Annotated in this window: 13 protein-coding genes and 1 tRNA gene; 10 read left to right on the top strand and 4 right to left on the bottom strand. The window is 51.7% G+C overall.

Annotated features, from left to right (window positions below):
- The first annotated feature begins 164 nt into the window (after positions 1 to 164).
- From J9870_RS07050 to J9870_RS07015, 8 genes are all read left to right on the top strand, one after another.
- Positions 165 to 1,049 carry an alpha/beta hydrolase gene (locus tag J9870_RS07050; RefSeq protein WP_210643274.1) on the top strand — a complete coding sequence of 295 codons (885 nt, stop codon included), beginning with the start codon at positions 165 to 167 and terminating at the stop codon, positions 1,047 to 1,049.
- A gap of 162 nt (positions 1,050 to 1,211) precedes the next feature.
- Positions 1,212 to 1,285: transfer RNA gene (locus J9870_RS07045), tRNA-Gly, on the top strand.
- 388 nt (positions 1,286 to 1,673) lie between these two features.
- Positions 1,674 to 1,952 carry a hypothetical protein gene (locus J9870_RS07040; protein ID WP_246883083.1) on the top strand — a complete coding sequence of 93 codons (279 nt, stop codon included), beginning with the start codon at positions 1,674 to 1,676 and terminating at the stop codon, positions 1,950 to 1,952.
- Between the two features lie 113 nt (positions 1,953 to 2,065).
- Positions 2,066 to 2,686 carry a hypothetical protein gene (locus tag J9870_RS07035; RefSeq protein WP_210643273.1) on the top strand — a complete coding sequence of 207 codons (621 nt, stop codon included), beginning with the start codon at positions 2,066 to 2,068 and terminating at the stop codon, positions 2,684 to 2,686.
- Positions 2,676 to 3,773, top strand: coding sequence for an ImmA/IrrE family metallo-endopeptidase (locus J9870_RS07030; protein WP_210643272.1), 1,098 nt, complete (start codon positions 2,676 to 2,678; stop codon positions 3,771 to 3,773). Before J9870_RS07035 ends, J9870_RS07030 begins: the two co-directional genes overlap by 11 nt.
- A gap of 475 nt (positions 3,774 to 4,248) precedes the next feature.
- A complete protein-coding gene (locus J9870_RS07025) occupies positions 4,249 to 5,070 on the top strand; it encodes a hypothetical protein (protein WP_210643271.1) in 822 nt (273 codons plus the stop codon).
- 545 nt (positions 5,071 to 5,615) lie between these two features.
- Positions 5,616 to 7,334, top strand: a complete 1,719-nt coding sequence (locus J9870_RS07020; protein WP_210643270.1) for an AAA family ATPase — start codon at positions 5,616 to 5,618, stop codon at positions 7,332 to 7,334.
- Positions 7,321 to 8,709 (top strand): UvrD-helicase domain-containing protein, encoded by a 1,389-nt coding sequence (locus J9870_RS07015; protein WP_210643269.1) that lies wholly within the window; start codon positions 7,321 to 7,323, stop codon positions 8,707 to 8,709. Before J9870_RS07020 ends, J9870_RS07015 begins: the two co-directional genes overlap by 14 nt.
- Before the next feature lie 331 nt (positions 8,710 to 9,040).
- Here J9870_RS07015 and J9870_RS07010 read toward each other — a convergent pair whose 3' ends face one another.
- The 3 genes from J9870_RS07010 to J9870_RS07000 form a co-directional block, all read right to left on the bottom strand.
- Positions 9,041 to 9,883, bottom strand: a complete 843-nt coding sequence (locus tag J9870_RS07010) for a hypothetical protein (protein ID WP_210643268.1) — start codon at positions 9,881 to 9,883, stop codon at positions 9,041 to 9,043.
- Complete coding sequence (locus tag J9870_RS07005; RefSeq protein ID WP_246883082.1) at positions 9,880 to 11,394, bottom strand: AAA family ATPase; 1,515 nt, start codon at positions 11,392 to 11,394, stop codon at positions 9,880 to 9,882. Before J9870_RS07005 ends, J9870_RS07010 begins: the two co-directional genes overlap by 4 nt.
- 198 nt (positions 11,395 to 11,592) lie before the next feature.
- Positions 11,593 to 12,450: a hypothetical protein gene (locus J9870_RS07000; RefSeq protein WP_210643267.1), complete on the bottom strand. Its 858-nt coding sequence runs from the start codon at positions 12,448 to 12,450 to the stop codon at positions 11,593 to 11,595.
- A 1,232-nt stretch (positions 12,451 to 13,682) separates the two neighbouring features.
- Here J9870_RS07000 and J9870_RS06995 point away from each other — a divergent pair.
- Complete coding sequence (locus J9870_RS06995; protein ID WP_210643266.1) at positions 13,683 to 13,982, top strand: DUF3077 domain-containing protein; 300 nt, start codon at positions 13,683 to 13,685, stop codon at positions 13,980 to 13,982.
- 116 nt (positions 13,983 to 14,098) lie between these two features.
- On the opposite strand, the gene J9870_RS06990 is transcribed toward J9870_RS06995, so the two are convergent.
- Positions 14,099 to 14,581, bottom strand: a complete 483-nt coding sequence (locus J9870_RS06990; protein WP_134923166.1) for an Lrp/AsnC family transcriptional regulator — start codon at positions 14,579 to 14,581, stop codon at positions 14,099 to 14,101.
- Between the two features lie 143 nt (positions 14,582 to 14,724).
- On the opposite strand from J9870_RS06990, the gene J9870_RS06985 reads away from it, so the two are divergent.
- Complete coding sequence (locus tag J9870_RS06985) at positions 14,725 to 15,354, top strand: LysE family translocator (protein ID WP_210643265.1); 630 nt, start codon at positions 14,725 to 14,727, stop codon at positions 15,352 to 15,354.
- Positions 15,355 to 15,525: the final 171 nt, after the last annotated feature.

Genomic DNA, 15,525 nt, shown 5'->3' with positions numbered 1-15,525 from the left:
CCCTCAGGTTCCGCCTTGCTCCCCGGCAAACTGCCCGCCTATAACAACACCCGTCGACCATTTTTCGGATCGACATGGGCCTTATCTTTCAGGCGTATGCCTACCTGTCACATTGCCCGTGCAATCTCATTGCGCGCATACCCGCTTGCCAGGAGTCTTATGACATGAGGCCAGAAATCGCTGTGCTGGATATACAGGGTCAGTATCGGGTTTACACGGAGTTCTATCGCGCAGACGCCGCACAAAAGACCATCATTTTGGTCAACGGCTCAATGGCCACGACTGCGTCGTTTGCACAGACCGCCAAAAACCTCTATCCGCAATTCAATGTCGTGCTGTACGACCAACCCTACGCGGGCAAGTCCAAAGCCCACAACCGACATGAGCAAATGCTGACGAAAGAGATCGAAGGTCAGATCCTTCTGGAACTGATCGACCACTTCGCCGCCGAGCATGTACTGTCGTTTTCCTGGGGCGGCGCCGCCACGCTGACTGCATTGGCAGAGCGTCCACGGCGCATCGAAAAAGCGGTGATCAGCTCGTTTTCACCGGTGCTCAATGCGCCGATGCGCGACTACCTGGAACGCGGTGTGGATTACCTCGGCAGCCTGGATGGCGACCGTGTCGGGCACCTGGTCAACAGCACGATTGGCAAACACCTGCCGCCGCTGTTCAAGCGCTTCAACTATCGCCACGTCAGCAGCCTGGCCGAGCATGAATACGGGCAGATGCATTTCCACATCAGCGACGTGCTCCACAGCGATCGGTTGTGCTACGTCAACGCAGCGAAAAAAATCAACGTGCCTGTCTTGTTTCTCAACGGCGAATGGGACGAATACACGGCGGCCGAAGACGCGAAGCTCTTTGCCGATCACGTGCAGCACAGCAGCTTCAGCACACTGCAAGCCACCGGGCACTTCCTGGACATGGAACACAAAGCCGCCTGCCGGGACAGCCGCAACGCCCTGCTGGATTTCCTCAAGCCGGCTCACCACGAAAGCCGACCGCGCTATAACTACGTACAGGGCTACCATGCACTGGCTATCTGAAACCGAGTCCTCGCGAGCAAGCCCCGCCCTGCGCTTTTGGCAACGGGGCTTGCCCGCGAACGACCGCTCTGGTTTGAGACTTGCGTAGACGACTGACCTCGCCGCGCGTAAAGAAAAACTTCAAATCCTTGCCCACATCTGGTACAAAGTCAGCCGCTCTGAGCGGGTGTCGTATAATGGCATTACTCCAGCTTCCCAAGCTGATAACGAGGGTTCGATTCCCTTCACCCGCTCCAAACGAATTCTGGTCTCACGTCGTGTGGTTTTGACGAGGGACGTAAAAAACCGGCTCTTGGTGGCCGGTTTTTTTTGGTCTGGTGTTTGTGAGGGTTCGCGGTGTTCTCGAATGCTGAGCTCCATCCAAGGCCTTTCTCCCTATTGGGAGTTAACTGGGCACTGAGCGTCCTTGCGTGATAGCACGACAATATTTCTTTGCACAAGAAATCTGATACCCAAGGAACGTAGCGTGCTGCTGACGGGATGTTTTGACTTCCTGTGCCCCGCGACGAGCCACGTCCTTATGAGGCTGGCGGAGAACGAGGGACACTGCGGGGCGGCAAGCGTGCCGACCAATCGGCTTTGGTGACTGTTGCCAAAGCGAGGTGTGCGACCTATGAGGATGAATTGGGTGTTGCCCACGTTCCGTTCTATGAGATCACCGAAGGGGCTCACGGGCAGATGATCGTGGTACATCAGTTCAATCAGTTGCCTTTGTTCGAGATTTTTGAGCTGCTGGCAGAGCCAGGAAACGTGGTGAATTTGGTTGCATTGGTCGATGTCGCCCTGCCGGCTGATGCAGCCGTCGAGCAGATGTCTCGCTACTTCCTAACAGTCGATGTCCGCGTACGCCAACAAGGTGAATCGACCGAAAGTCCCTTCGGCTCAGTAACCCACCTAGGGTGAAATGCTTTTTTCGGCTGAGTGGCCTCGGACCAGCCAGTTGACAAACCAATACTTCTGCACAAAAATGCCGGTTGACAGTATCAATAATTTGCACGGTTTTTGAGGTTATATCGATGCATGAAACCCAGCACCCAAGTCATTTCGCACCCGAGTTGCTCCCCGAATATCTGGATCTGGTCTGCCAGGAAGTGATCTCAGTTGCGTATCAGGCGCTGGCTGATGCATCTACACCAAACGATACCGCATACACTCGCGCGACCCTCCTCTACGGGCGTCTGCAGGGGCTCTGTAAAGCGTTGGGTACGGACGTGACCTTGCCATGGCTTGAGCTACGAAACGGCACCATGGACTTCACGATCAGCCTCAACGGCGTGCTCCTTCAGATCGTCACCGATGACCCAAATGCTCCTAAGAAGCTGCATAGGCTCAAGGCCAATCTGGTAGAGCTGCACCAACTGAGCCTCTTCGAGGCCTGCCCCGAGGTTTCCACCTGGAGACTGTTTGTTGATGGGAACAACGACCTCGAATTCCCCGAATTCAAAGCCACGATCGTGGGCTTCGATATCAACCAAAATATCCTTTGCCACTGGGCACATGAATACAAGGCCAGCGTGCCGGTCAGAACCAGCGATCTCCCTGCTCAAGTCGAGATCGAGGAACCTTTGGTGGTTCGCAGAAACAAAGACGCCGACACGAAAAACCCCGACGAACCTGGCAGCGTAGATGGACGATAGAACACAGCAACTGGCATTAGGCGACGAATTCTCCCCGGACAAGCTGCGCCTTGCGCGCTGCGCGTCCGGTTGGTCGCTTGCAGACATCGGTGACCTGCTTGGAGTTACCCGGCAGTATGCTCACAAACTGGAGGTGAATGGATTTCCCTCCGCCGTGCAGCTGGAAATGCTGAGCACGGCTCTGGGCGTCACTCAGGAGTTTTTCTTTGCGCCCAGACGCAGCTCCGTTGAACTTGAGCAATGCCATTTCCGAAGCGTGCGCGCCTCAACGGTGACGATGAAGAAATCGATTGCAGCTCAGGTTGAGCTTTTCGAACTGCTGATCGATGAGCTCGACAAAGAAGTCGCGTTTCCGGATATCAGCTTTCGGACACATGATGAACCAGTGACAAGGGTCGATACTATCGAACAGATTGCTGAGCGTTTTCGTAGAGAGCAATCGTTGGGGCTTGGCCCTCTCTCGAACGTCACCAAACTGGTCGAAAAAATTGGAGTGCTGGTCGTCAATATCGCTGAAGCGGATGATCGCATCGACGCGTTTTCCTTACACAACAAGCGCCCACTGATTGTTCGCAATACCGCGAAGCAGAACCCATGCAGGCAACGTTTCGACATCGCCCATGAGCTCGGTCACCTGGTGATGCACCAAGGTGTGGAAACGGGCTGCCGGCACACGGAAGATCAGGCCAACCAATTCGCAAGTGCCCTTTTGATGCCCAGGGCAAGCTTTGCAGGAGAATTCCCTGCAATGCGAGGCCGGTATCTCAACTGGCAAGCATTGGGTGAGCTAAAGCTGAGGTGGAAGGTTAGTTTCAAGGCTCTGATCTATCGGGCTCAGGCTCTGGATCTCATCAGCCAAGAGCAGGCCAAGTCAGGCTTCACATACCTGAATCGTAAGGGCTTCACACGGCGGGAAGATCTCGATGATCAGATCGAGATGGAGTCACCTCGACTGGTGCAGCGCGCGCTGGATTTGCTGGATCATGCGAGTTGGAGAAAGGCTCTCAAGGCTTGTGGGCTTACCCGCGAGATGGTTGAAAGCCGCTTCATGCTCACACCACCTGAGCCACCTTTGAGGCTGGTCTGAAGGATCAATTATGAGCCGGGTATAGAGCGAGAGGGAACTCGCTGTGTCCGGGTCTCGCCAGCCCCTCCAATCATCGAGGCCCAGCATGCCAAGGTTACTCAGGAGGTCTTCGACGCCAATCCGATGAAACAAGCAACGGTCCCGCGCACTATCGTCTACATCGCACTCTAGCGAGGTCACCCTCGTTGAGCTCGCTGCCGGCAGCAACTACACATCCAGTTGACCTGCTCATATCCATGAGTGCGGCAAGCCGCACCCATGCCGCTGTGGACTGTGGCATGCCACGGAGTAGTCTTGCCTAGCCTGTTTTCCCCCCTCCGTCCAAGGCGGATTCACGCCTGTAAATCTGCCTCGCTGCCTGGTTGTTTTCGGCCCTGTCTTGGCTTCTAATCTACTCTGAGGTCGTTTAGCCCTCACTTACCATCAAAAAATCAAACAGCCTCTTCAAGATGGACTGTGTATTTGAGGAATACGAATGACTGATGTTCAAACGGCGCCGCCTGACCCCTCCTTTCCGTCACTCCAAAGCTTCTGCGTTGACCTTCCGCTGTACGCCTTCTACAAAGTTACCGAGGAAAACTTCAACGACTTCTTAATGTTCACACAACGGGATGCCGTCATCGATTCATTTTGTCCTTATTGCTCAAAAGACAGCACCTTCAAACGTCAGGACAACGGCTACAATCAAGGCCGCACAACCTTAGACTCATGGTGGCAGTATTTTCCATTCATCGAATTCAGATTCAAATGCAGTCGCGATAACAATCACGCAATAAGTTACAGCTTTCAATTTGATGAAAACCAAGGCGTACAAAAAATCGGTCAATATCCATCCACTTATGACGTAGCAGCTCCAAGTGTTAAGCGCTACCGAAAAGTCTTAGGGGAAGATCGATGCCGCGAGCTGGTTAAAGCGATCGGGCTTTTTTCACATGGTGTGGGCGCCGGAAGCTTGATTTACTTAAGGCGACTCCTTGAATACTTGCTGGAAAAAGCACATTTGGAAGCCCAGCAGTCCGAGACCTGGAAGAAGACAAACAGTGTAGACTTTAGCAGGGCGTCGGTTGGAGAAAAAATTAAAGCGTTATCAGACTACCTACCAGAGTATCTAGTAAACAACAAAAAGATATATAGCGTGCTCAGCCTTGGAATTCATTCAGGCTCTGAAGAGGAATGCATGAAGCAGTTCCCGATCCTTAGAACAGCAATAGAACTTATCCTAGATCAGAAAATTGAAGATGCGAAGCGCAAAAGAAAAGAGAAAGAGATAACCACACTTCTTCACCAGCTCGGCTGACATTTCAGTTTAAAAATGCAAAATAGCTATCCGACCCATAAATAAAATATTTCGGGTAGCGCTGCACGACTATGGAATCCTCATGAGCATTGGAGAGGTTAAGAAGCCGCATTTAGTGAAAAATATAATAACAAAAAAACTCCTACTTTCAGACCAGTACTCCTTGCATTTGACCACTGGCCAACTCCAGCCTGATCTCCGATACATGAAGATCAAGAAGAGCATTAGTTAATTCTTCAAGGCACGACCGTAGCAGACCTCGAAATGCGTTTAATTATAATATGAATTTATGTAACAGGGGATATCGTAGTCTGTGAAGACAGCAGCGCTCGGCTTTCCCTAGTGGCCTCGACAGCTCCCATTGCCGCACCCTAGGCAATACCCAACGAGTACTCTATACATTTACAGGCACTTCTTTCCTAATCCTTCAAACCCAAGCGTTCTTCAACGCGCCGATACGAATCTGAAAAAATAACAAGCTAAACATTGAGTTATGTTTGAGCTCAGCTACCCTTGATTGCATTAGGCCACTTCTCGGGTGACGGATGCGCGTTGAGCAGTTGACTGTAAAGAATTTCAGGGGCATCAAGCATCTCGAATGGAAGCTGATGGGACAGTCCATTTGTTGCCTGATCGGCGTGGGCGACAGCGCGAAAACAACCGTGCTGGACGCTGTGGAGGCAGCCTTATCCCCACGGTGGATGACCTTCAACGAGGCCGACTTCCACCACGCGAACACCGCTGAAGACATCGAAGTGGAAGTCACTATCGGCGAATTGTCCCGCGCCCTGCTCTCTGATGGTCGCTTCGGTCTGTATCTTCGTGGCCTCTCCCCAACGGGCGAGCTCAACGATGAACCCGAGGACGCCGACACCCCCGTCCTGACAGTAAGGCTTTCGGTCGATGCGACCATGGAACCCGTTTGGTCTCTGGTCTGCGATCGCTATCCAGTTCCAAGAATCCTTTCGAACAGGGACAGGGCAATGTTTTGTCTTGTCAGACTGGCCGGTGACGAGGCACGCCATCTGACCTGGGCCCAAGGCTCAGTGCTTTCCAAGATGACTGAGGCCAACGATGAGACCGCGCAGATGCTGGCTCATGCTTATCGTTCTGCTCGTCAAAGTGCCAACCTGGGCTCCATCCCAGAGTTAGCCCAAGCTGCGGCCTCTGCCGAAACGGCTGCCCGCTCACTCGGCGCCTACATCAACCAAGCCTACGGCCCCGACCTTGAGCTCGGGCGAGGTGGGTTCAACTCCAGCTCGATCGCGTTGCATGACGGTTCCGTACCATTGCGGTTGGCTGGCCTTGGAACCAGGCGTTTGGCGACGTTGGCTGTTCAACGTTCTGCTATCAGCGAAGGCGCCATTGTCCTTGTTGATGAACTGGAGCAAGGCCTTGAGCCGCATCGCGTCCTTGGCGCAATGGCACAGCTCAAAAAATGGCAAAAGGAGGCAGAGAAGGCGAATCTGGCTAAAGGCCAAATTCTGATGACCACCCACTCCGATGTCGTCTTGGCTGAGTTGCCTCCACCTTCTCTATTCATAGTTTCCCGCTCGCCCGAGGCGGTTGCAGACATCAAACATGCCCTGGCAAGTGGAGATATTTCCCGAGTGTTGAAGGGGGCCCCACGGGCCCTATTCGCCCGGAAGATTTTACTCTGCGAAGGCGCAACAGAACTCGGAATGATGCTTGGATTGAGGGAGCGCTACCCCGACAGACACGATGGAGTGCCGATCGAGCAACTCGGCGCGGCCATTATTGATGGAGGGGGATCAGCAGGCCCGCCCCTGGCGCTCGCGCTCCAGGCGCTCGGGTACGAAGTGGGTCTTTTCAGAGATTCAGATAGAAAACTGGATACCCACTTCGCTGCCAAACTACAAGCTCAAAGCGTGCGCGTCATCGAGTATGGGGGTGGTCTGAACACGGAGAGGGCGGTGTTCCAATCAGCCACTGATACCCAAATAGACGGCCTACTCGACCTGGTGGCTGGCTTCATCAGCGAACCCACGTTAGTGGATCACTTAGAAAAGACCTTCGAAGGCCTTGATGTCGACGCCTGTTTTTGTGATTGGGATCTGGTCGGTGACAGCCCAAACCTTCGGCTACGCCTCAGTGATCTAGCCGCCGAAAAAAGCTGGTTCAAAAATGCTGAGCGCGGTCGCGCTATATCCGCTCTCATGATGCAAATTATCGACAACCCACATGGGTCGCCCATAGGCCTATGCCTCCGCACCGTAGAGAGCTGGCTTTATGGTAACGCCTGAGTCCATTCTCACGCTCAGCCGTCGGGCCGTCGTGGCTCCAGCGGGCCATGGGAAAACAGAACTGATCGCTAAGGTGGCCGCTCTGGGACGCCGAACCTTGGTACTGACCCACACGCATGCAGGGGTTCACGCAATCCGGGCTCGCCTCCAGCGAATGCACGTGCCCAGCGACAAGGTCGTCGTAGACACTATTGCATCGTGGGCTCGCCATTATGTACAGGCATTCCCCAGTCGTTCAGGAAGGCCTGCACTTCATCCCAACAAACCCAATTGGGATGACGTATACCTTGGTGCGGCTTCGATCTTGCAAAGCCCTGTCGTCCAGGAGGTCATCAAGGCCTCCTACGACCGCGTGCTGATAGACGAATATCAAGACTGCGAGCAGTACCAGCATTTGATCGCATGCTGGCTCTCCTGCATCGTTCCGACCGTTATTTTCGGGGATCCCATGCAGGGAATCTTTGAATTCGTCGAAACCAAAATCGGCTGGAACGACTCTGTCGCCAGTTACTTCGCCCACGCTTATGAACTTCAAATACCCCACCGTTGGGCCACAGCAAATACCGAGCTGGGTAAATGGATTGCGGAAGCTCGGAAGAAACTGATGACAGGGGAACCAATCGATCTGCGAGACGGGCCCATTAACTACATCCAGAGCAGTAACGCATTTGATATGTCGTTGTTCTTTGATGAGTTCAACTCCAGAACCGGCTCGACGGCAGCGATAAACTGCTGGAGAAACACCTGCAATGACTTAGCCAAGAGCACCAGGGGTGCTTTTCAATCCATAGAAGAAATAGCTGCAAAACGTTTGATGGATTTTGCAGAAATTTGGGATATATCAGTATCCGCGCCACAGGCACGCGCCAATGGGTTGAGATCACTAATTGATGATGCGATCACTCGTGCGCCAGCTGAGCCAGGAAAGCCATCGGATGCCAGCCTCGATATCGAAATATCCACTGCCTGGGCGCTACTGTCGATTAGTGGTTCAGCTGAAAGTGCTCTGGAGGTATTAAAACTAGAAAGGAGTCACCCCCTGTCGAGAACATTCCGAGGGGAGCTCATCGGTGATACCAGGCGGGCATTAAGTGAAATCATGGATGGCAGGCATCAGAGCCTTGTCGCTGCGTCGGAAGCAGTAAGGCAGCGTCTAAGCAGGACAGGACGAGCACCAGTGGCCAGGACAATTTCAACTCCCCTGCTCCTCAAAGGGCTGGAGTTCGACCACGTGTTGATTCCCGACGCGATCCACTACGCAAGGCAAAAATCTGCAGCTGCCAAGTCCTTCTACGTCGCCATTTCCAGAGCCAGGCATACCCTCACGATCTCTAGTAAAACTCCCATTCTGGAATTCCCTTTGCCGAACCTTTAGCGGATCCAACCATCAGCGCTATCATGATATCTAGGGAGCAATATGGAAGAAACACTATATGACGGTCGAGGTCGAGCCTCCCATGGTCGTCCGATTGGATATCATCATCCACGATTAATTTTCAGAGATCACAGCACTCTCTAACAGTTTGTTCCCCCTCATACACTTGGCCACGAAGCCAATAGGTCATCGCCGAAGATAGCGTGTTCCATTAGCAACACCTGAAAGCCCTTTGGGCTTCCCCCTCCTCGAACAGGAGCTCGACGTTCCGGCTTAGGCTAGGGTTTATCAAGTAACCAGCAACATCGCTGATAGGTCGCTGGTTACCCCCCTATCTAACGAGCCTGTTCAGACCGGGATAGTCGCTAAGCTTCAGCATTAACAAAGCAACCCAGTGGTTTTTACCCCACATAGACTGATAATCCCTTCCCGTTCTCTTGAGAAAGCCCCGAACATCAGGGTCACCACCTTCAAGATAAGCTTTCCCGCTAGCTAAAATATCTACAATCTCGTCATTGCAATATTTTGTGTATCGCTCAATCAGCTTAAGCCTTTCAAAATGCTTTTCAATTAATTTCCAGAGATTTTCGTCCATGCCTCTGGGTTTTGAAATAGAGAAAGAAGCTCCAACCCCTCTCAAAGGCGGGCGCTCCACAATCTCAACATTCAGAAATATCAAATCCGGAAGACTATCCATATAGGCATGAAGGTACTGGCGCCTCCCCTCACCACAAAGCCAATCATCATCTTTTGTAGAGTTACAACTAGAGCAACATGGAACCAGATTTAGGGGGTGAACCGAATACTCTGGAAAAATAACAGCCGGCATATAATGATCATAAGTGGTTGGGCGTGTAATACCACACATCGGGCAATTCTTAAGTCGACGTGGCGGCTGAGCAGAGTCAATGGCACCTTTCAATCTCTGCAGGGCCTTAGTTTTGATTTTATAACAAGCTCTAAGCTGGTCGCTCAGCCCAATGGCTTTATTCTTTTTTCTTATAAAAGCCAACCTATCAAACTTAAACCCCAACTCGTAAGAAGCATATCTTCTTATCAAAAAATCATGCACTGCCTCCAAGGCTGTACGAGTTGCAAGATTTTTGCTATCCCTAATCTTGATGTACCGCTCAATATATGTCGGCGCATTCGAAACCGCAACTAATTGCTTCACTTTCGCCCCGCCTTTCTAGCATACTGAGACAGGAGATAGGCTTCAGCACTTAAACTCAAACCATGTTCAAATCGAGAAGCCACTTCCTCCAACGATTCTCTGCTCGCTAGCCTTTTCAGCGTCTTACGGTAAACACTATCGACCTCAACCGTCTCGAAAACGTGCTTGGTAATCTCAGTAATACTCTCCCCAAAACTTTCGAGATTCAACGGTTCAGCATAGGTTTCATTCCCCTCTCGCTGAAAAACAACGACTCGCTTAGCCGGAATCTCTTGAATGACAACTGGAGAATGTGTTGCAACCACCGCGTATGAGTCATAGTCTTTCAGAATATTTGACAAAACAAGAAACAGATTAGCGACAGCATTGGGATGGAGATGCGTTTCAGGTTCATCAAATAAAACTATCGAGTTTGGTTGAATCCATGCAAGTATCGCAGTCACCAGGTGGGTGAGGATCGACTGCCCAGAACTCAGCCTAGTCAAGCCATATCCTTCATCCGGGGAGTACTCCCTGTCGTCATCAATATCCATAGCGGGATTAAATATATCATCATTCACATCGCCAATAACTTCCTTGACGTAATCCATCCATACATCTTCTAGATGACGATCACGTATCCTACTCAAGTTATCAAGGTACGCACTATTCAGCGAAGACCTCGACAGGCTGCCCTTGCTATTTCTGATTCCACAATATACATAACTTACACTACTATCTGCAGCTGGACGCTTAAACTGGTCAAACGCGCTATAAGAAATAGCTATTATCCTAGTGAACAAAGGCCGTCCTGTAGGAAATCTAGATTCTCTCTCTGTCAGCTTGGACTTCGAGGATTTCGATATCTGAGCCAAATCTTCACCGAGGCTTGCAAGGAATCTCGTTTTACCAACAGCATTTCGACCTATGATTGCTATAATTCTGCCAGGAACTGGATCTTCATTATCAAAATCAAAATCTACTTCTACCGCCGCATCGGCACCACGAATCGATCCGACATATGAAAAATCTAGAGACTCTTTAAACTTCCGTCCCTTCGCCAATTCACGACCGAATCGTTGCGTCCGCCGCGCACCATTTTCTCTCAGAAGCGCATTTCGATACGCAGTGCTAGACTCATACCTTTCGCCGAGCGACGGTGAGATCGCAATATCATTTAGCAATTTGAGGACCTCGACCGCCTTCCGACTACCAAACAATTTATGAAAATTCTTATAGTAATCATCACTTTGACCCAGCGAGATAAAGTTATCATCTAACGCCTCAAACTGCGCTGGAAGCTTGGTAGCCATGGACACATCCAACTTTCCATTTCCAGAAAGAACATGCTGAATAATCTTAACGGCACCAATACGAGTAATTTCGCCAGCTTCAGACACGTACTCTAAATGAAACTTAACTTTATGCCCATAATCATCCCAAGAGTCTGACTTTAGAAAAAAACCCTCTTTACCAATGGAGCGCGAAACACTCGACGAAGACTTGCTGGTAAAAATTATTTGCTCAGACAAAAAACACCTCACCACTCCATAAGTATAATTTTAAAATCAGACCCTAAACTACAGACCACTATATAACCCTTGACTTAAATCCTTATACGGAGTCAAGGTCGCATTTAGAAAATCTCTGCAATCCCTCATCACCATCGGCAAGGCCGCCCTGCCTTACTCTTCTAATCGCCACCATGAAATCTACATACTGCCCCGAAATCACCGATAATAACTATTCGACCCTTTCATAGCCGAACGGAAAGATCGAAACCTTGCTAAAGCTTCTTCGGACTGAAGCTGAGATCTTGAATAGTAGACATTATGAATCATCGTGTTAAAATCGGTATTTTGACCCATGACATTCGCAACACAACAGACTTGTATAGTAATACCATCAAAACAACCATTCGCAAGCTTACTATCAAAAAGCCCCTCATAATCTTTATACAGGTTACTGGCATTTTCATCTAATGTTGCTAAAATCTCAAGCGGATCATCTACTGCCATAGCTCCGTCATAATAGACGTGAGGCTCGAAATTCAGCGCGACAATCCCAACCCCCCTCCCCGCAATTTGAGAGGCAGCTGAGTCTAAATTTGTCTTGATGTTCTTGAGCGAATTGATGGACTTACAAGCGACAAGATAGTCACCTTGCGCAGTAGAAATAATGATATCTGGCTCACCTAGCCTCGCTTTTAATTTTCTGTGCCGCAGATACTGCAGAAACTCCAGCTCAAACACGGAGTTAAGCCCATGAGACCCACCCGGCGTTTTTGGCGCAAGAGGGGTGGCCTCGATCTGCGCAATCAGTCCCTTGAATGCTTTTCTTTCGTATACATCTGTTAAAAGCTTATAGCAGTCTACGATAGCAACGAGTATCCGCTGAGCATGGTGAACTTCAAGTCCATCAGCAACACTCAACGAATTCAGCCTTTCAGTTACGTTCTCACATAGCAGAAGATATTTATGCAAATCCGAGGAAGGTCTAATCTCCTTCTTAAACTCGGCATATATACCCGCAACCTCACTAGGTAGTTGTTCAATCCGATCATACGTCACGACAACATCTGGCTTCATGCTAACTCCTTGTAGCATTTAATTTTCCTACCGGCCATGATGATAACATCTATACCTTTCCCATCATGCGCTCGGGCAGGCCCGCCTGCTAATGTACACCTAACGTAGATGCTACCTACTTGGACGATCATGACATACGCAACAATTTGCAACAGGCCGTCGCCCTGTCACCTGCGAGGCAATGATGGTCGTAGCGTGTAAGCAGATTGCATCACCAATACGTGGCGATTTCACTCTTCGTCGCCATGCCCTGATCACAGCGTCCATTCTCGGAATCAGCATGGTTAAGGGACGCTCAAATTTGAGGTGGACACCTCGTGCACCATAGTGCACCGTGAGCAGCGCCCAGGGTCGCGAGTGATACTGCATTCGGCACCTACAGACGGCTACACGGATACACACTTTCTGGGTTTTTTGGCCAATAAAGGTTCGATTCCCTTCACCCGCTCCAATCGAATTCTGGTCCCGCGCTGTGTGTTGGCGAGGGATAAAAAAACCGGCTCTTGGTGGCCGTTTTTTTTGGTCTGGAGTTTGTAGAGTTCAGTTTGCCTGAGCGGAGGCCCGTGCAACTTTGATAGCCTCCGCTTTCTGCACAACATCACGTTGAGAGGCGTTAGCCTTGCCAATGATGCCCATCAAGGTCTCTTTTCTAGTCTCGGCGGGGGTGTTGGTGAAAAACTCAGTCAAAGCGCTGGTTTTCCTGTCCCTATCTGCACACATCGGTTTTTACCTTCTTAGCGGCTCAACGATCTGACCTCATCATGGGCTGGGAAATCAGCACAACTGACAATATCGTAGGGCTCCCATGGATATTTGTAGGCAAAATCCGAGAATTACGTAGGGGGTACGCTTACTTCGCTTTTCGGCGAGTTTTCGCCTTGTTGCCCTTGTCCTTCGGTGGCTACTCTCCCAGACGTCGCTGCAAATTCAGCGACCGGGCCTAGGAACCCGTTGAACTCAAGGCGCACAGCGCCCATAAAATTGCAGGCGCTTTTTGTGTTTGCGATGATGTTTTATGGCGGCTGTGCGTGGGACACCCTCGGGTGTGCCGGGTGCCTTGATTCCCGGTTCCTAGCCCACGTACGGCCGCCACCCGAATCTAGGAAAGGATGGCGGCGGTTTCTCAAGTCAAGGAGTGAAACTATGCGAAACGCAATTCCATCCTATTTCCGCTCTTACCGAACCAAGCTTCAGCTTCGGGCCAACGACCTTCCGATCCTCGGAGGTAGGCCATGAACGAAAACACTGAGCTAAAAACCATCGGCTACACCCCCTTCAACTATTCCGCTGATCGAGCGCTGTTCCGTGTCAACGGCGGCGTACCCATCCAAGAGGCATTGGAACGGGCGTCGGACCTTTTGCATCTCGCTCACCGGTTGGCCGAAGACGCGGCGTTTGAAAAGAGCACCGACCGCTACGCCTGGGCTGCGCATTTTTTGTTGGAAATGAGCAAGGCGGTGATTGATGACGTTGTGAAAGTCATTACGCCTAGACAGGAAGTTGAAGTTAGAAAAAAAGCCGAGAAACAATAGATAGACCGTACGTTTGAGAATGGGAGTCGCAACATTCCCCACCTAACGACAAGACAAAAAGCCCCGGTGTTTTTCACAGCGGGGCTTTTGGGATCTTGGCCGCCCACTTGTGTCGTTCATTGCTCAGTGCCCGGTAAATGCCCCAAGGGCAACGCCCCCGGCGTCTTCACCGTATGAATCGCAAAGTTGCTGCGGATATCGCTCACCCCCGGCAGTTTCAGCAGCCGCCCTGTGAGGAATCGGTCGTAGGCCCGCAGGTCCGGCACCACCACTTGCAACAGAAAATCCGATTCACCCGACACCAGAAAAGCCGAGATCACTTCCGGCAACGACGTAACGGCCTGGCGAAACGCTTCGGCTTGTTCGTCGTTGTGCCGTTCAACCTTCACGCCGACAAAGATCGTCAGTCCGAGCCCCACTTCATCACGGTCCAGGATGGCTTGATAACCGCGAATGACACCGGCCTCTTCGAGCATCCGCACCCGGCGCAGGCAGGGTGACGGGGACAGGCCGATTTCTTCGGCCAGTTGCACATTGCTCAGGCGACCATCGCGTTGCAGCGCGGCGAGGATTTTGCGGTCGAAGGCGTCTAGCTTCATGAATTGGTAGATTCCAATTTATTACCGTGAATATGTAGCAGGTTATGCTAATTTCATTGGCTATAGAAGCTGACTTCGCAACCACCTGCCCTCCCCATCGGCCCTAGACTGGCACCACCGAATCGTCGATGAAGGGGAGTGACATGGCAGAGCTCTGGTTGTTCTTGATGGCCTTGATGGTGGTGTATGTGCTGCCCGGGCCGGACATGATTCTGCTGCTGCAAACCGGCGCCCGTCAGGGTAAAGGCGCGGCGCTGGCAACGGCGCTGGGGCTCGGCGTTGCTCGGGGCTGTCATGTTGCGCTGGCGGCGTTGGGGCTCTCGGCGTTGTTCAAGACAGCGCCATGGACCTTTGATGTGGTGCGTCTGGCCGGTGCGGCTTATTTGTTATGGATTGGTTTTCAGTGCCTGCGGACCACGTTGTTGCCGAGTATTGACGATGCCGGTGTGGAAGCCGCAAAGCGGTGTTGGCACCAGGCGATTCGGCGTGGGCTGCTGACGAATCTGCTCAATCCCAAGGCCTTGCTGTTTTGCTCGGTGTTGTTGCCGCAGTTCATCGACCCACAGGGCGGGCCGGTGCTGGGGCAGTTTGCGACCCTGGGCGTGGTGTTGGTCAGCGTCGGTTTCTTGTTTGATAGCGCCTACGCGCTGGTCGGTGTGACGCTCGGACGCTGGCTTCAGCGTTCCCCTTCGGCCCAGCGCGCGCAGCAGTGGTTGTTTGGGAGTCTTCTGATCGGGTTTGCGCTGCGACTGACATTTGTGCAGCAGTCATAGCGACTGAAGTTTCGCGAAGCAGCTGCTGATATTTGAGCTGTAAACCCAGGGGTTGCTTCGCCCCCCAGCGGGAGCAAGCTCCCTCGCCACCCAAGCATTTGCGCCCTGTTTCACATCCCGAAATAGACCCACCCCGCCTCGCTGCCGCCCTTGTGCGACGCTGCTTCCAGA

The organism is Pseudomonas sp. Tri1, from assembly GCF_017968885.1.
Classification (GTDB): domain Bacteria; phylum Pseudomonadota; class Gammaproteobacteria; order Pseudomonadales; family Pseudomonadaceae; genus Aquipseudomonas.
Note: the sequence above shows the minus strand (reverse complement) of the source record. Positions and strands in the feature narration are given on the sequence as shown.